Below are 17259 nucleotides of genomic sequence, written 5' to 3'. Positions count from 1 at the left end.
TCCTTACAGGATGTAGCCGATGCTGTGCAGCACATCGTCACTGTTGACCAGGCGGATCACCTTCTGCGTGATGCGCCAGCCGCTTTCCTGTGGGCGCAGGCGCCAGGTGATGTCGGCGGCGTAGTGGCGGCTGTGGCCCTTGCGGTGCTCCCACAGCGACTGCGCGCCACGCACCACCACTTCGCTTTCACTGGCTTCCAGCAGGCGGAAGCGCGACAGCGTGCGCAGCGTTCTGGCGCGCGGGGTGGTGGAGATAGACTCGCCGCTATAAAGGCGCTTCACCCGCTTGGCGCGCATTTCGTGATCGTCACAGGCGTAGTTGAGCGTGTTTTTAAAGTCGGTCTCGGTCGGGTCGATCGGCACCACGTACAGGCCATCGTGCTGCCAGAGATCCAGCCAGGCATCGAACTCGCCCTGGTCCAGCAGGTCGCCTTCGAGGTTGATAACCGCGATGGCGTTAAACAGTACAGATTCAGCGGTCGTCATTTATTCCATCTCCGTCATCAGTTTTTTCCACTGCTGGTAGGCCGCGCGCATGCCGGTTTCGGCGCTCACGTCGCTACGCAGGCCATCGTCGGTGCGGTATTCCCCGGCCAGACCACGGTTGAGCATGATCCACAGGTCGTCCCCGGCGGTGGCCCCGCGCTGTACGCGCTCCCACGCTTCCGAGTCGTCCGGCGTACCAAAGCCCATCGGCCCCTGGAAGTGCTCATGCAGACGCAGACGCGCCTGGTTAGCGATTTCCGGGCCGCCGTCCATGGTGATCACCGCATGGTGAATTTCGGTTTCGTTTACCGACACCGGCTGCAAGACGCGGAAGAAGGCCATCGAGCAGGCAATATTCGGGAAGATATTGAGGTTGAAGCCGGACCCACCGACCGCACGGACGATACGGCGCACCTGATCTTCGTCGTGATCGGCGCGCAGCGCGTCGGCCAGTTCGGTGAAACGCTCCGGGATCGGCGCATCAAGATTGGCTTCCAGATCCACCAGTTCCGGGATCATCACCATCACGCTATGGCCGTTGCCGAGGTCTTCGACGTAGCCGCTGCCGTCGACAAAGTTGAGCATCTCTTCGGTCTGCTTATCGACCGAGCTTAAAAACGAACGGTGCACCACCGGGAAGTGGTAGCCGTCGGTGGTGTTTTCGAGCTGGATTTTCCAGTTGCCCGGGAAGCGGAAACGGTGCGCCGGGCCGGTTTTGATCGGGTAGCCCGCGCCCTGTTTCATAAACAGATCCATCCACTTTTTCGCCGCGCCGAGGAAATCTTCAAGCGGTTCAATACGATCGTTAAAGGTGGCGAAGATCATGCCCGCGTACTGTTCGGTGCGCAGGGATACCAGCCCCAGTTCGCCCTTGTCTAACTGGTCGGCATAGCTTTCCGGGTGCGGCACGCCGCGCAGGCTGCCGTCGAGCGCGTAGCCCCAGCCGTGGTAGGGGCACACGAAACTGTTGGTTTTGCCGCTGCGATGTTCGCAGACGGTGGCCGCGCGGTGGCGGCAGCGGTTCAGCAGCGTGTGGACGGTACCTTTACGGCCACGCACCACGATCACCGGCTGGGTGCCGATTTCAGTCGTTTTGAAGCTGCCGGTCTCCGGGATTTCGCTGGCGTGCGCCACCCAAACCCAGGTTTTGCCGAATACGCGATCCAGCTCCAGATTGAACAGCTCTTCGGAGGTGTACAGCGAGGTATGTACACGGTCGTGCTGTACCAGCGAGGCAATCTCTTCGCGGCTCGGCGCGTTTGGCGTCGTGGTATCGATATTCTTCACATTAATCAGGTGGTCACACTGCATGTCCATTCTCCTGCACGTCTTCGACGGTCTGATTTTGGTCCGGCACCGGGAGGGTATCCTCAGCGTGCCAGTGGCTTACGGGTCGGCTAAACAGGTTGCGGGTGGTGAAATGGTGCATCACCATTTCACCCGCTTCGCGCCGGAAGGTGACGTTTAATTCGGCGGCGTTGAGGTGCGCGCCGCCCGCGTTAAAGGCGGAGGTTTGCAGCATCAGCCAGCGGCCTTCAACCTCTCCGCCAGCGGCCATCGTTAGCGCCTCTGAGCAGAGAAAGTGCGCGTTCATGGCAAAGTGCGCGGGCTGGCGAACGTAGCCCGCCATCATCGCGATAATCGCCGCGCGTCCTTGATGACGCCCCAGGCGCGTGGCGTAGGGTTCCCCCACCCCTTGCCAGCAGGCATCGACGGAGAACAGCGCGCCAATGGCCTGTACCGTGTCGAATGAATCCAGCCGGTCGCACAGGTGCATATAGTTGCTGATGCATACTCGCGCGGCCTGCTGGTCTTCGAGCTGCTGGAGGCGCAGCGCATCCTGAGAGGTCATCATCTGCTCCCTTAGCCCTGAATAATCAGCTCGCGACCGACGCGGGCTTCGATTTTGCAGTACTTCCACAGCTTGCTGCCGCTGTCGCCGACCGGAGTGGTACGGAACAGGTTGCAGACCGCCGCCACGTTTTCCAGCGCCTGAGCGTCCGCCAGTACGTAGGTGGTCCAGGGTGCGGTGGTCGACGGGCCGACCATCAGTTGGTCGTCGTCCATATTGCCGATAACCGTGATCCCCGGGGTCTCTTCCATCCCTTTCATCATCACGCCAAAGGCGTCCCATACCTGTTTGGCTTCAGCCGCGCTGGCATCAAAAAAGTTCTGGTTCACGCCGATGCAAAACAGCACGCGCAGTGTGGTTGATTGGCTCATTGGTTGCTCCTTAGGTTAAAAATCACAGGTAACCGGGCATCGGTTTACCGCCGAAAAAGACCGTACCGGCATTGAGGTACGAGAGGTCGCCCATAAAGGCATGTTGGGTAATCACCATCGTGTCTCGGACGTAGCGCTGCAGCGGGCTGGTCATGGTGACGCCGCCCATACCGTTCAGCGCCAGCGCCTGGCGTGCCACTTCGGCGGCGACGCGGGTCACGTGGGTTGAGGAAAGTCGTAAGGCGTTGATCTGCGCGCACTCCGCGTCATCACCCCTGAGCAGTTGCTGCCAGACGTCGTCAATGGCGTCATAGAACCAGGCGCGGGCGGAACGCAGGTCAGCCTCGCAGCGGGCAATTTGCATCTGCGCCTGCGGGCGATCCGCCAGACGCGGCGCGCCGGTGACCGACTGCTGGCGATGGGCGATGGCGTAGATTTCGTTGAGCGCCGCGCGGGCCACGCCAAGCGCCACCACCGAGAGCACCTGGGTTGCCAGAGAGAGCACCGGATAGCGGTACAGTGGGCCTTCGAGGTTCAGCGCGCCGCCGCGAATAAAGGTCCACTCCTGTGGCACAAACACGTCGTCTACCAGCAGGTCGTGGCTGCCGGTTCCGGCGAGGCCTACGGTGTCCCATACCGGGTCAATCTGCACGCTGGCGCGCGGCAGTACCGCCATGCGCGGCAGCGCCTGATCGCCATCGGGCTGAATGCCGACGCCCAATACCGACGCCCCCATGCTGCCGCTGGCAAAGCTCCAGCGCCCGCTAACCCGATAACCGCCGTCGGCCTGACGCGCTTTTTGCGTTGGGAAGATCCCGCCCGCAAAGACCACGTCCGGGCCATCGCGATACAGCTCTTTTAAGGTGTCCACCGGCAGCGCACCGAGATAGAACGGGCTCATACCGAAGCTCGCCACCCAGCCTGCGGAACCGTCCGCCGTAGCAATCTGCTCAATCAGCTCGCAGAACTGCGCCGGTGTACACTCGTCGCCGCCGTAGATTTTTGGCACCAGCGCGCGATAGACGCCCGCCTGTTTAAAACCGGTAATGATGTCGTCAGAAATATGGCGTTGATGCTCAAAATCGGTGCTGCGTGCGCTCACTTCGCTCAGCAGCGGAACCAGCGATTCACGGACCTGGACGGTAGACATAGCTTTCTCCAGAAATTGATAGGCAGCCGTTCGCGGCGCGAACGAGGCCGCAATGAGTCGAACTCACTGAGTCATCAGGGAAAAGGTAAAGCGAGTGTGGTTAGCGGCGTGTTCGGGCCGTGAGCCACTCGGCGGCCTGCACCAGCAGCCCTTCAGCACCTTTGCGGGCCACCAATTGCAGCGCAATCGGTCGGCCATCAAGCGTGCCTGCAGGTAGCGTCAGCGCCGGGTGTCCGCTGAGGTTAAACGGCCTCACCAACCGGGTCAGGTTAACCACGCTAAGCGGGTCTTTCGCCTCGATAAGGGTTGGCGGCAGCTCCGGCAAAGTCGCCAGCGCCAGCAGCGGCGTGTCGGCAAGCAGCGCATCCACATCCTCGCTAAAGCGGCGGCGCACCTGTTCGGCCTGGGACAGCGCTTCGGCGGTGACCGAACCTCCGGCGCGAATGCGGGTGGCAACGTCCTGGGAGACGGACTCCTCCATCAGCAACGGGCTAAAGGCCTGCCAGTTTTCATGGCTGATAATGGCGACGCCTGCGAGATGGGCATCAACAAGCGTTGGCAGTTCGCCCTGAGTGGGTTCCACGCCCGCTTCGGCAAGAAAGCGCAGCAGTGCGGCGTCGATTTCCGGCAGCGCCGCCGGGATAAAGGTGACGGCTGGCAGCACATCCAGCGGGGATTCGACGGCAATGTGCAGGCGGTTCAGCGCCTGACGAAGGGTATGAGCATCGCGGGTAAACAGGCCCACGCTGTCCAGCGAGCTGGCGGCGGGCATTACGCCCTGGCGGCTCAATACGCCGTAGCCCGGTTTCAGGCCGAGAATACCGCAGCAGGCCGCCGGCATGCGTACCGAACCACCGGTGTCGGTGCCGAGGGCAAAATCGACCTTGCCCGCCGCCACTACGGCAGCCGAGCCGCTGGAGGAACCGCCGGGAATCAGCGACGGAAAGCGCGGATTGACCGGCGTGCCGCTCCAGGGGTTGATGCCAGTAACGCCAAACGCCAGTTCGTGCAGGGTGGTTTTCCCCGACAGGACGCAGGCGTTCGCTAATAACGTGGCGACGACGCTGGCATGCTGGGCGGCAACCGGCGTATCAGCCAGCGCCGGACAACCCGCCTGGGTGCGGAAGCCCGCCACGTCCAGCGTGTCTTTGACGGCAAAACTCAGGTCGCCCTCACCGAGGGTGAACCGTTCGATAAACCCATTGCTCTCACAAACTGGCTGCATGATTAACACCTTAACCAGAAAAAATGAATCATATTCAGGCGCGCAGTCGTTGCTGCTTTTTTGCCCTGACCATCGTGTAATCACTATGGAATATTTAGATGAAAATTCAAGTAAATTTTCACGTTAAATTTACGATGATATAACAACTCATTAACCTTTTTATTAGCAGGGTTACTAATACAGCCTGATGAATTACATAGCAAATTTCGGCGTAAGCGAGGAGATGACCGCTGGAGTGGCCTCCAGCGGTGGTTGTCATAAAAGGGTTTATTTACAGCGAGTTATAATATTTTTCTACACCAGTCACAATTTTGTCATTGTGCCGTGTGGCGGGCTACAGGTCGTTAAGATTATCCAGCACTTTTGACAGCGTCAGGTTCATTTTCTCCACCTGGCTGGCGCTGATTCCCTTAAAGCCTTTGTCGAAAATCTTGCCCACCAGCGGCATGGCTTCCGCCACTTTCTGCTGGCCGGCTTCGGTGAGCATCACCACCGTCACGCGGGCGTCATGGACGCTGTTGGCGGTCGTGACCAGCCCATCGTCGCGTAGGCGACCAACGATTTTGGTTACCGTCGGCATTTTCGCCAGCGCGTATTCGGAGATTTGCGAAATACTCGCTTCGCCGTACTGATGGGTGATCATCAGCACGCGAAAACGGGAGACATCCAGGCCAATCTTTTTCAGGGCGACCTCTACGGTTTGGGTGTAACGCGCATAGACGTTAACAATCCAGTAGAACGGAAACTCTTCGCGATGAAAGACAGCGTCTTCCGATACTTTTTTTATATGACCCATGCGTTTCCTTACCCAAAAAAACTTCAGATTTTATGATTATACGCTTTGTCTTTCCGCCCGTCCTGACCCCTTTTTGCCGCAAACCATAATGACGCCTCAATGAAAGCGACGCAGATCTCATTATGATTCACAAATGCCACACACATAACAATTACGTATCATTTTATCTACGGAAAATTGACATCTTCAGCGGCTATTTTCTATACGTTAGCAGCCTGCACGGCACCCATACTAATAAACACAATGTGGAGCTTTTCATGAACGATAGCCCTTCTCTGGGACACAAACGCGACGGGGAGCTTGCCACTCCGCCCCCGGCGCAGCAGCCGCTGAACCCGCGTCAGCAGGCGGTCATCAACAAGCTTTTCCGTCGCTTAATCGTGTTTTTATTCGTGCTGTTTGTCTTTTCTTACCTCGACCGTATTAACATCGGCTTTGCCGGCCTGACCATGGGCAAAGACCTGGGGCTCACCAGTACGATGTTCGGCCTCGCCACAACCCTGTTCTACGTGATGTACGTGGTGTGCGGCATTCCCAGCAACGTGATGCTAACCATCGTCGGCGCCCGTCGCTGGATTGCCATTCTGATGATTGTCTGGGGCATCGCCTCGACCGCGACCCTATTCGCTACCGGGCCAAATAGCCTGTACGCGCTGCGCATGCTAGTGGGGATTGCCGAAGCGGGCTTCCTGCCCGGCCTGCTTTACTACTTAACCTACTGGTTCCCGGCGCACTATCGCGCCCGCGCCAACGCCCTGTTTATGATTGCGATGCCGGTCACCATGGCGCTGGGGTCGCTGGCCTCCGGTTATATCCTCAACATGGACGGCATGTTGAACCTCAAGGGCTGGCAGTGGCTGTTCCTGCTGGAAGGTTTCCCATCCGTGCTGCTCGGTCTGGTGGTCTGGTTCTGGCTTGATGACAGCCCGTCGAAGGCGAAATGGCTGACCGATGACGATAAAGCCTGTCTGGAAGAGATGATGGAGGCCGACCGCCAGAGCGCGCTGCAAACCCAAAGCGCGATTCAGGCGGCGTCGGTGGGGCAAAAAAGCGTCATGCGCGAGCTGATGACGCCGACCATCATGCTCTACACGCTGGCCTACTTCTGCCTGACCAATACCCTCAGCGCGCTGAGCGTCTGGACGCCGCTGATTCTGCGCAGCTTTAACGCCGAAAGCAGCAACGTCACCATCGGCCTGCTTAGCGCCATTCCTCAGGTCTGTACCATTGTCGGGATGATCTGGTGGAGCAAGCGCTCTGACCGCCATAATGAACGTAAACTGCATACCCTATTGCCGTATCTGTTCGCCGCCGCAGGCTGGGTGCTAACCGCCACCAGCCCTTATCCGCAGCTGCAGTTTACCGGGATCGTGATGGCCTCAATGGGCGCGTTTGCCGCGATGGTAATTTTCTGGACCACCCCGGACCGTGCGCTTTCTCTGCGCGCCCGCGCGCTGGGTATTGCGGTGATTAACGGCACCGGGATGACCGGCGCGGCGCTGGGGCCGTTGCTGATGGGGTTGATGAAGGATGTAACCGGCAGCTTTAACGCGGGGATCTATATGGTCGCCGGGTTCCTGGTGCTGGGCGCGGTGATTATCGCGTTTATTCCGATGAAAGCGGCACAGCGACAGTCCGATACGGTCGGTGCCGCCCCGGAGTCGGCGTAAACGCCTCGTCCGGGCTACAGGAAACCATCCCGTAGCCCGGACGAGCGAAGCGACGCCGGGAAGGCCCGGAAGTCGGTATTTGTAGGCCGGATAAGGCGTTTCACCGCCATCCGGCACCATACCGCACGGTGCCGGATGGCGCTACGCTTTTCCGGCCTACCCTCAGAAGGTGTAGCTCGCCCCGACCTGCACCGTCCTGTCACGGCCAATCCAGCAGTTGGTGCTGTCATAGCAGGTCAACGTCTCTTTGTTGGTCAGGTTCTGCGCGCTGGCTTTCAGCATCAGCCCTGCCAGGCTGCTGTCCACCGCCGACATATCGTAAGACACCGACATATCATACTGGGTGGTGCCGCCGAGTTTGCCTGCGGTGTTATCCGGTGCAATTTCCATTGGCCCGATATAGCGCACCCCGGCCCCTACCGTCAGCCCGCGCACCAGACTTTGATCGAAAGTGTAATCTCCCCACAGGTTAAACGCGTTCTCCGGAACCTGCGTCGGACGTTTGCCCTGATAGGTTTCATCTTCGGTATTAATAGCGTGCGTATAGGCGTAGTTGGCTATCAGGTTGATGTTATCGGTTGGTCGACTAATGGCCGACAGCTCCGCACCGTTCGATTCAATCTCCCCCGTCTGATGGTAGTTCCAGCTCGGGTCCAGGCTCAGCACGTTTTTCTGCTTGATGTTAAACACCGAGGCGGTAAAGGTGGTGGCATAGTCGGCCAGCAGATACTTCACACCGCCCTCCACCTGTTTACTGGTGGTCGGTTTCACCTGATCGGCCGTCAGATTACGCGCCGGTGATACCGGCTTAAACCCTTCAGAATAACTGATGAACGGCGAAATACCGTTATCAAAGGCGTACAGCGCGCCCAGTCGTTTCGTTACCCTATCCTGAGAAATCCACGTCTTCTGGTCGTCGTTCATATAATCGGTGGTGGCAGACTGGTACTCATCGTAACGCAGGCTGGCGAGCAGATTCAGGCCGCCAAACTCAACCTGATCCTGAAGGTAATACCCTTTCTGGTTGTAGGAGAGACGGTTTTTCTGTGTCGTATAAAGCCCCAGCGCATCTTCATTGACCAGTCCGAAATCCGGATTGCGCATATCAATACCCGGCGTCGTAGCCGCAGGCGCATAGCGATAGTGATAGTGCGAGTTCAGCTTCTGATAGTCGAACCCGGCCAACAGGTGGTGCTGCCAATCACCGAAGGCGAAGGTGCGCGTCAGCTGGTTATCGATGTTGAAGCTATGCAGGTCTTCATCGGTGGTGTAGGCAAAACGCTCCAATTCGTAAACAGGATGGTCCGCGTTCCCCGTCGAGTAGATGCTATTCTGGTGGGTATCGATATCAAAATAACGCGCCTTCTGGGCAATGCCCCAACCGCTATCAAATTCGTGCTCGAAGCTATAGCCCACCATCCACTGACGCTGTTTAAAACCATTCCATTTGTCGCCAGCATAATCGCGCTTATCGGCATAGCTTGAGCGCAGATAAGAGAGCGGCAGCGGGTTGGACGGCGTCAGGCTTGGGGTATTTTGCGCCAGCGCATCAATGGTCAGTCGGGTTTTATCACTCGGTTGCCAGGTGACGCTCGGTGCGACCAGATAATCCTCGGTGCGGGTGGTGTGCGGCTGATCGTCGCCCTCCGTCGCTTTACCCAGCAGGCGGTAGCTCCAGTCGCTATCGGCAATACGCCCGGTAGAGTCGAGGTAGCCCTCTTTCAGGTTGCGAGTGCCGGTATTAAAACCCACCTCAGTGCGAGGCGTGGTCTGCGGCTTTTTGCCCTGAATATTCACCAGCCCGCCCGGCGAACCGTTGCCATACAGCACAGAGGATGGCCCTTTAAGAATATCCACACTCTCAATCAGCAGCGGGTCAATACGCGCTTTGGTATTGCCGGTGACGTTATAAGGCAGCTGCAGGCCGTTATAGAACTCGTTATCAACGGTAAAACCGCGAATTTTGTATTCGCTCATGTAGGAGGTGCTACCGCGAGATTCCGTTGAAACGCCCGGCGCATAGCGCAGAATTTCGTTAACCGACGTCGCGTGACGTTCGCTGATTTCACGCTGGCTGATGGTGTTAATCACCTGCGGCGTTTTACTCTCTGCCACCGCAGATTTGGTGGCGCTGTTGGTCCAGGCCGGGAGTTCACTACTCTCGCCCGACCCGGTAACGATCATCGTGGTTTCATTTTTATCAGCCCAGGCTGAGGTGGAAAGCGCAACGGCAATCATCCCTGAAAGCGTACAACGACGAAAAACGGTTTTTTTCATTTATAGGTGAACTCAAAACGAATAAAGAACGATAATTATTATCATTTGTGTTTTTAGTTCAACATAAAAATGCAGGCAACGACGGAAAGTGGGGGAAAAGACGCAGGGGGTAAAACGAAGAACGGCCCCTTGCGGGGCCGTTGACAGACATTATTCGCGGCGAATCAGGCGGAAAACCACCAGCACAACGATGGCACCGACGACGGCAACCAGGAAGCTGTGCAGGTTAAAACCGGTGACGCTACCGCCAAGGCCAAACGTGGTCGCTAACCAGCCGCCCACCACCGCACCAACTATCCCCAGGATGCAGGTGAGGATAAATCCGCCCCCATCACGCCCCGGCATAATCAGTTTGGCAATAACACCGGCAATCAGACCAAAAATAATCCAGGTAATAATACCCATTTTTCCCACCTCTTCAGTTCCATTAAACAGCCATAAAAGCGCCGACATTCTGCGCCGCTAATACTTCAAGTATAGGTAATTGTTCTTAAAAAACCTGGCAAGGCGATGATATTTTATACGTACGAATGCGGATATTGACGTAAGCACTGTCTTAAGTGCTTTGGGCAGCCAAAAGCTGCGAAAGTGCTTTGGGCAGCCAAAAGCTGCGAAGATGTTAATTTTTTTCATTTGGGAGCTGAAGTTATATTTTCGTAAGCCGATAAAACATAAAGCCTCTGCCATTCAGGAGCCATTCCAGGTGAGTGAGCACAACACACAGTTTTTAAAGCAAAACCCTTTAGCCGTTTTAAGCGTGCTGCGCGATCTTCAGCAGGCTAACGCCGCGCTGCGCGTTAGCTGGGCGTCCCGCCAGTTTATTAGTCGTATTCTTGATGTCAGCCAGCAGCGTCTGGTTATCGATTTCGGTAGCCGTGATGAGGACAACGTGGCGGCTCGTTCGGCCAAAAACATGACCATGGTCGCGGAGACCAACGGCGCAAAAATAGAGTTTACGGTGCCGCAAATGCAGGTGGAGGATTATCAAGGTCTGCCTGCCTTCGTCATGCCTACCCCGCCGACGGTCTGGTTTATTCAGCGTCGCGAGTTTTTCCGTATTCCCGCACCGCTGCACCCGCCCTATTTCGGCAAAGCCACGCTGCCGGATAAAAGCACGCTTCGCTTCCGGCTGTTCGATCTGTCGCTTGGCGGCATGGGGGCACTACTGGATGCACCACCACCTGGCGACCTGATTCCAGGCATGGAGCTTAAAGAGATCGAGCTGGATATGGCGCAGTGGGGGCGTTTTCGTTTTGATGCGCAGCTGCTGGCAATCAGCGAACGCAAGGTGGTGGACAGCAAGAATGAAACTATCGTCACGCCGCGCTTAAGCTTCCGTTTTCTGCATATGAATCCGGTGCTTGAGCGCTCGCTCCAGCGCATTATCTTTTCGCTGGAGCGTGAAGCGCGCGAACGGGCGAATAACGTCCGCTGATTACATCGCATCCATCGCTTTCTGCACCTTCCAGATATAGCGCGGTGCCTGCGGTGCCGGGTGATTCTTCACTACGTGGTCGAAGAACTCGTCCTTATCCAGGTCGTTAATTTTCGCAATGGCCTTTTTACGATCCGATGAGAAGGTGCGCAGCAGCGCACCTGCACCGTTGGCATAGGATACCACCAGCGCGTACTGCATCACTTCCGGGTCGGTGATCCCAGCCAGCGAACCATGTTCCAGAATGCTCAGATAAGCGGCACCCATTGAGATATTGCGTTCCGGGTTTTTCAGCTCGCTGGTTGACGGTTGCCCGCTCCAGCCCATGTAGCGGTATACGTCCAGACCCGAGGTGGAGGCTTTCAGCTGCATCAGACCCACTGCGTTCGATTTACTGACAAGCGACGGGTTACCGCCAGACTCCACGGCGATAATCGCGGTTATCAGGCGTGGGCTTACGCCCCAGGCCGCACCGGCTTTTTCGCTGATAGGCATCCACTGCATTGCTCGTTTCACCGGCACTTCGGGATTCCAGGGCGGGTTACGGTAATCCGATTTAGAACTGCACCCTGCAAGTAATACAATTAAAAAAGCAAACCATCTCAATTTCACGCATCTATCCTTTTAGCTGAACTGTGCCGCCGTTAATGACAACCATGGGCTCAGGCGGCATGATACTCGTTTCACTATCAGCAAGGAAATGCCATGTCTCAGTTTCATCTCGTCGCCCCTTCCGGTTATTGCATCAATCAGTCTGCCGCACAGTGCGGGGTTAAGCGATTAGAAGAGGCCGGGCATCAGGTGGAAAATCAGCAGGTTATCACCCGCCGCGACCGCCGCTTTGCCGGGGTGGAGGCCGAGCGCCTGCACGATATCAACGCGCTGGCGACCCTTAAGGGCAAGAACCGTATCGTCATGCCGGTGCGCGGCGGTTATGGCGCCAGCCGTCTGCTGGACAGCATTGACTGGCAGGCGCTGGTTGCCCGCCAGCAGCAGGATCCGCTGCTGATCTGCGGCCACAGCGATTTCACCGCCATTCAGTTTGGCCTGCTGGCCGCTGGCAACGTCATCACCTTTAGCGGCCCGATGCTGGCGGGGAACTTCGGCGCACAAACGCTGAACGACTTTACCGAGCAGCACTTCTGGAAAGCGCTGCGCCAGCCGACCTATAGCGTGGAATGGCAGGGAGATGGCCCCGACTGCGAAACCGCGGGCACGCTGTGGGGCGGCAATCTGGCGATGATTGCCTCGCTTATCGGCACGCCGTGGATGCCGGAGATCCGCGATGGCATTCTGGTGCTTGAGGATATTAATGAACACCCGTTCCGCGTTGAACGTATGCTGCTGCAGCTGCTGTATGCCGGGATCTTGCCGCGTCAGCGCGCGATTGTGCTGGGCAGTTTTACCGGTGCTAACCCGAACGATTACGACGCCGGGTACTCGCTTGAATCGATGTACGACTATCTGCGTTCACGGCTGTCGATTCCGGTCATCAGCGGCCTCGACTTTGGTCACGAACAGCGGACGGTGACGCTGGCGCTCGGCGCGCAGGCGAAACTTTGCCACACCGCGGGACAATCACGGCTCACCATCACCGGGCATCCGGTATTAGTTGAATAAAAAACAATAATCACCGTTTATTAATCCACTGTTCGCGCCGCAATTATGGTAACGTTTTGTAACTAGCTTGTACGTTATCGGGGAGTGCGTGAACATTGGACGCCACGGCAGTCATTAGTCTCTTTATTTTGGGTTCAGTCTTAGTAACCTGCAGTATTCTCTTAAGCTCATTTTCTTCCCGTCTCGGTATTCCTATTCTGGTTATCTTCTTAGCCATTGGCATGCTGGCGGGCGTTGACGGCATCGGCGGCATCCCCTTCGATAACTACCCTTTCGCCTATATGGTCAGCAACCTGGCGCTGGCGGTGATCCTGCTTGACGGCGGGATGCGCACCCAGGCCAGCTCCTTTCGCGTGGCCTTAGGCCCGGCGCTATCGCTGGCGACCGTCGGGGTGCTGATTACCTCCGGGTTGACCGGGATGATGGCGGCGTGGCTGTTTAAACTCGACCTTATGGAAGGGATGCTGATTGGCGCGATTGTCGGCTCAACCGATGCGGCGGCGGTGTTTTCACTGCTCGGCGGCAAAGGGCTGAACGAACGCGTAGGTTCAACCCTTGAGATCGAGTCCGGCAGTAACGACCCGATGGCGGTGTTTCTGACCATCACCCTTATCGAGATGATCCAGCAGCATGAAAGCGGACTGAGCTGGATGTTCCTGGTGCACATTATTCAACAGTTCGGTCTGGGTATTCTGATTGGCGGCGCTGGCGGCTATCTGCTGCTGCAGATGATCAATCGTATCGCCCTGCCCGCCGGGCTTTATCCGCTGCTGGCGCTAAGCGGCGGGATCATGATTTTCGCCGTCACCACTTCGCTTGACGGCAGCGGTATTCTGGCGGTCTACCTGTGCGGCTTCCTGCTCGGTAACCGGCCAATTCGCAACCGCTTCGGCATTCTGCAAAACTTCGATGGCCTGGCATGGCTAGCGCAAATCGCCATGTTCCTGGTGCTGGGGCTGCTGGTGACGCCGTCCGACCTGCTGCCGATCGCCATTCCGGCGCTGCTGCTCTCCATCTGGATGATTTTTATCGCCCGTCCGCTGTCGGTGTTCGCCGGGCTGCTGCCGTTCCGCGGCTTTAACCTGCGCGAGCGCACGTTTATCAGCTGGGTTGGCCTGCGCGGCGCGGTGCCGATCATTCTGGCGGTCTTCCCGATGATGGCGGGGCTTGAGAACGCGCGTCTGTTCTTTAACGTCGCCTTCTTTGTGGTGCTGGTGTCGTTGCTGCTACAGGGCACTTCGCTCTCCTGGGCGGCGAAAAAAGCCAAAGTGGTGGTGCCACCGGTCGGCTGGCCTATCTCGCGCGTCGGGCTGGATATTCACCCGGAAAATCCGTGGGAGCAGTTTGTTTATCAGCTAAGCGCTGAGAAATGGTGCGTCGGCGCCGCGCTGCGCGACCTGCATATGCCGCCGGAAACGCGGATCGCCGCGCTGTTTCGCGATAACGTGCTGCTGCACCCAACCGGCAGCACCCGCCTGCGGGAAAACGATATTCTGTGCGTGATTGGCCGCGAACGTGACCTGCCGTCACTGGGTAAAATGTTCAGCCAGTCGCCGCCGGTCGCGCTGGATCAAAGCTTCTTCGGTGACTTTATTCTGGAAGCCGGGGCGAAGTTCGCTGACGTGGCAATGATTTATGGCCTCGACGGCGGTGAAGAGTTCCGCGATAACCAGCAGTCGCTGGGGGATATCGTTGAGCATCTGCTGGGGGCAGCGCCGGTCGTGGGTGACCAGGTGGAGTTTGCCGGTATGGTGTGGACGGTAGCGGAGAAAGAGGAAAATCAGGTGCTGAAGGTCGGCGTGCGGGTGGCTGAGGAAGAATCGGAGTAATGTGTTGTGCCGGATGGCGCTGCGCTTATCCGGCCTACAATCACGATGCCGAACCTGTAGGCCCGGTAAGCGCAGCGCCACCGGGCAATGCCATAAAAGTTACACTGTCACAACCGGCACGCGCGGCGCCAGCGCGCACATCAGCTCGTAACCGACGGTGCCCGCGCTGGCGGCCACTTCATCAATTTTAATCTCCTGCCCCCACAGCTCAACGGCGGTACCAATGCCAGCATGCGGACACGGCGTTAAATCTACCGCCAGCATATCCATCGAAATCGCCCCGACGGTGCCGGTACGGATACCGTCCACCAGTACCGGCGTGCCGTTGGCGGCAATGCGCGGATAGCCGTCGGCATAGCCACAGGCCACAATCCCGATACGCTGCTCCTCTTTGGCGCGATAGCGGCTGCCGTAACCGACGGCATCACCCGGCTTCAGGGTCTGAATACCGATGATCTGGCTGCTGAGGCTCATTACTGGCTTGAGCCCGGTATTGGCAATGTCCTGCCACTGCCCGGATGGCGAAGCGCCGTAGAGCACAATCCCTGGCCGCACCCAGTCGAAGTGGGTCTCCGGGTGCCAGAGCGTCGCCGCCGAGTTGGCAAGCGAGCGCGGGCACTCCAGCCCTTCAGCAGCCTGTTCGATACGCTGCATTGGCTCCGCTACACCGTCGGTCAGTTCCGACTGGGCAAAGTGAGACATCAGCGTCATGGTGCTAACGTTGCTGATACCCCGTAGCTGTTGCCATACGGTATGGATGCGTTCCGGCGCAAAACCGAGGCGGTTCATGCCGCTGTTCACCTTGAGGTAGACATCAATCGGCGCGTGCAGGCGCGCGTTCTGCAGCGCCTTAATCTGCCAGTTGCTGTGTACGCTGGTGGTCAGGCGGTACTTATCAAACAGCTCCAGCTCATCGGCATGGAAGAAGCCTTCCAGCAGCAGAATCGGCCCTTTCCAGCCACGCTCACGCAGCAAAATGGCCTCTTCAAGGTTGAGCATCGCAAAGCCGTCGGTTTCCCGCAGCGCATTCCAGATCCTCTCCAATCCGTGGCCGTAGGCGTTAGCTTTCACCACCGACCAGACACGAGCACCGCCCGCCGCCCGGCGGACAATGCTCAAATTCTGCTTCAGCGCCTGCAAATCAATCGTGGCGAGCACGGGACGTGACATGCGTTCTCCTTATTGGTGTGCGCCATGCAAATGCTGAGGATGTGCCGGGGTAAAGCCCGGCGAATAGCGTGCAACGCTAAGATCATCATAGGGGATAGCCGGCATTCGGCCAGACATTAAATCACTCAGCAACTGACCGGAACCGCAGGACATGGTCCAGCCGAGCGTGCCGTGACCGGTATTGAGCCACAGATTTTTGAACGCAGTTTTGCCCACCACCGGTGTGCCGTCTGGGGTCATTGGACGCAGGCCGGTCCAGAAGGTGGCCTCTTCAATTTTACCGCCGCGCGGGAAGAGATCGCCCACCACCATCTCCAGCGTCTCGCGGCGCGGCTGTAGCAGTTCGGTATTAAAGCCGACAATTTCCGCCATACCGCCGACGCGGATGCGGTTATCAAAGCGAGTAATGGCGATTTTGTAGGTTTCGTCGAGAATGGTCGACACCGGCGCACCGCTCTCCTCGACGATAGGAATGGTCAGCGAGTAGCCCTTCAGCGGGTAAACCGGGATATCCACCAGCCCTTTCAGCATTGCGGTTGAGTAGGAGCCGAAGGCCATCACGTAGGCATCGGCTTTCACCAGTTCGTCACCACACTTCACGCCGACAATGCGATCGCCTTCCTGAATCAGGCTGTCGACCGGGGTATTAAAGCGGAACGTCACGCCCGCCTGTTCGGCCATTTTCGCCAGTCGCTGGGTGAAGAGCTGGCAGTCGCCGGTTTCATCGTTAGGGAGACGCAGGCCGCCGGTCAGCTTGTGGGCCACTTCCGCCAGCGCCGGTTCAACCTCCGCCAGGCGCGAGGCCTCCAGCAGTTGATACGGAACGCCCGCATCTTCCAGCACCGCGATATCGCGGGTGGCATTTTCATACTGTTGTTCGGTACGGAATAGCTGCAGCGTGCCGCCCTGTCGCCCTTCATAGGCGATGCCGGTGGTTTCACGCAGCGTTTTCAGGCAGTCGCGGCTGTACTCGGCGAGGCGGACCATCCGCCCTTTGTTTTCCATGTAGTGGCGGGTGTCGCAGTTGCGCAGCATCTGCCACATCCACTTCAGCTGGAAGCCGGTGCCGTCCAGACGGATCGCCAGCGGTGCATGGCGCTGGAACATCCATTTAATCGCCTTCAGCGGCACGCCGGGTGCCGCCCACGGCGCAGCGTAGCCCGGTGAAATTTGCCCCGCGTTAGCCGCACTGGTTTCCAGCGCCGGACCGGCTTCCCTGTCGATCACCGTAACCTGATGCCCCGCCTGACTTAAATACCAGGCGCTGGTTACGCCAACCACGCCACTTCCCAGTATGACAATGTGCATAGCCACTCCAGAATGAGTAAAAGAACAATCATCTAATTACAAATTGATAACCCAGATGAAAATATTATTC

The 17259-nt window shown here is 57.9% G+C and carries 16 protein-coding genes; 4 read left to right on the top strand and 12 right to left on the bottom strand.

What is annotated here, in order from left to right:
* Positions 1–3: 3 nt before the first annotated feature.
* The 7 genes from ACLGE8_RS10775 to ACLGE8_RS10745 form a co-directional block, all read right to left on the bottom strand.
* Positions 4–486, bottom strand: a complete 483-nt coding sequence (locus ACLGE8_RS10775) for an aromatic-ring-hydroxylating dioxygenase subunit beta (RefSeq protein ID WP_410998419.1) — start codon at positions 484–486, stop codon at positions 4–6.
* Positions 487–1797 (bottom strand): aromatic ring-hydroxylating oxygenase subunit alpha, encoded by a 1311-nt coding sequence (locus ACLGE8_RS10770; RefSeq protein WP_410998418.1) that lies wholly within the window; start codon positions 1795–1797, stop codon positions 487–489. It abuts the gene before it with no gap.
* Positions 1787–2341: a nuclear transport factor 2 family protein gene (locus ACLGE8_RS10765; RefSeq protein ID WP_410998417.1), complete on the bottom strand. Its 555-nt coding sequence runs from the start codon at positions 2339–2341 to the stop codon at positions 1787–1789. The genes ACLGE8_RS10770 and ACLGE8_RS10765 overlap by 11 nt, the downstream gene beginning before the upstream one ends.
* Positions 2342–2349: 8 nt before the next feature.
* Positions 2350–2709: an IacB protein gene (locus ACLGE8_RS10760; RefSeq protein ID WP_410998416.1), complete on the bottom strand. Its 360-nt coding sequence runs from the start codon at positions 2707–2709 to the stop codon at positions 2350–2352.
* A 22-nt stretch (positions 2710–2731) separates the two neighbouring features.
* Positions 2732–3859: an acyl-CoA dehydrogenase family protein gene (locus ACLGE8_RS10755; RefSeq protein WP_410998415.1), complete on the bottom strand. Its 1128-nt coding sequence runs from the start codon at positions 3857–3859 to the stop codon at positions 2732–2734.
* 100 nt (positions 3860–3959) lie between these two features.
* On the bottom strand, positions 3960–5084 hold the full coding sequence (locus ACLGE8_RS10750; RefSeq protein WP_410998414.1) for an amidase: 1125 nt from the start codon (positions 5082–5084) through the stop codon (positions 3960–3962).
* 334 nt (positions 5085–5418) lie between these two features.
* Positions 5419–5880, bottom strand: coding sequence for a MarR family winged helix-turn-helix transcriptional regulator (locus ACLGE8_RS10745; protein ID WP_410998413.1), 462 nt, complete (start codon positions 5878–5880; stop codon positions 5419–5421).
* Between the two features lie 257 nt (positions 5881–6137).
* Between ACLGE8_RS10745 and hpaX the strand changes: the two genes are divergently transcribed.
* Positions 6138–7550 carry a 4-hydroxyphenylacetate permease gene (gene hpaX / locus ACLGE8_RS10740; RefSeq protein ID WP_410998412.1) on the top strand — a complete coding sequence of 471 codons (1413 nt, stop codon included), beginning with the start codon at positions 6138–6140 and terminating at the stop codon, positions 7548–7550.
* Positions 7551–7712: 162 nt separating this feature from the next.
* Here hpaX and ACLGE8_RS10735 read toward each other — a convergent pair whose 3' ends face one another.
* Positions 7713–9827 carry a TonB-dependent siderophore receptor gene (locus ACLGE8_RS10735; RefSeq protein ID WP_410998411.1) on the bottom strand — a complete coding sequence of 705 codons (2115 nt, stop codon included), beginning with the start codon at positions 9825–9827 and terminating at the stop codon, positions 7713–7715.
* Positions 9828–9977: 150 nt separating this feature from the next.
* Entirely contained in the window at positions 9978–10232 is a 255-nt protein-coding gene (locus ACLGE8_RS10730) for a GlsB/YeaQ/YmgE family stress response membrane protein (RefSeq protein WP_035893566.1), read from the bottom strand.
* 298 nt (positions 10233–10530) lie between these two features.
* Here ACLGE8_RS10730 and ACLGE8_RS10725 point away from each other — a divergent pair, with 298 nt between their 5' ends.
* The gene (locus ACLGE8_RS10725; RefSeq protein ID WP_410998410.1) at positions 10531–11262 is read left to right on the top strand and encodes a flagellar brake protein; all 732 of its coding nucleotides are present in this window, start codon (positions 10531–10533) and stop codon (positions 11260–11262) included.
* On the opposite strand, the gene emtA is transcribed toward ACLGE8_RS10725, so the two are convergent.
* Positions 11263–11874 (bottom strand): membrane-bound lytic murein transglycosylase EmtA, encoded by a 612-nt coding sequence (gene emtA, locus ACLGE8_RS10720; RefSeq protein WP_185667690.1) that lies wholly within the window; start codon positions 11872–11874, stop codon positions 11263–11265.
* Positions 11875–11967: 93 nt separating this feature from the next.
* Between emtA and ldcA the strand changes: the two genes are divergently transcribed.
* Both ldcA and ACLGE8_RS10710 read left to right on the top strand, forming a co-directional pair.
* Positions 11968–12882, top strand: a complete 915-nt coding sequence (gene ldcA, locus ACLGE8_RS10715; RefSeq protein ID WP_410998409.1) for a muramoyltetrapeptide carboxypeptidase — start codon at positions 11968–11970, stop codon at positions 12880–12882.
* Between the two features lie 95 nt (positions 12883–12977).
* Complete coding sequence (locus ACLGE8_RS10710) at positions 12978–14711, top strand: potassium/proton antiporter (protein WP_410998408.1); 1734 nt, start codon at positions 12978–12980, stop codon at positions 14709–14711.
* 99 nt (positions 14712–14810) lie between these two features.
* On the opposite strand, the gene dadX is transcribed toward ACLGE8_RS10710, so the two are convergent.
* Entirely contained in the window at positions 14811–15881 is a 1071-nt protein-coding gene (gene dadX, locus ACLGE8_RS10705) for a catabolic alanine racemase DadX (protein ID WP_410998407.1), read from the bottom strand.
* Positions 15882–15890: 9 nt separating this feature from the next.
* Positions 15891–17189 (bottom strand): D-amino acid dehydrogenase, encoded by a 1299-nt coding sequence (locus ACLGE8_RS10700; RefSeq protein ID WP_333497464.1) that lies wholly within the window; start codon positions 17187–17189, stop codon positions 15891–15893.
* Positions 17190–17259: the final 70 nt, after the last annotated feature.

The sequence above is a fragment of the Kluyvera sp. 142486 genome (assembly GCF_046569695.1).
GTDB lineage: Bacteria > Pseudomonadota > Gammaproteobacteria > Enterobacterales > Enterobacteriaceae > Kluyvera.
This window is presented reverse-complemented; position numbering and strand designations above follow the sequence as displayed.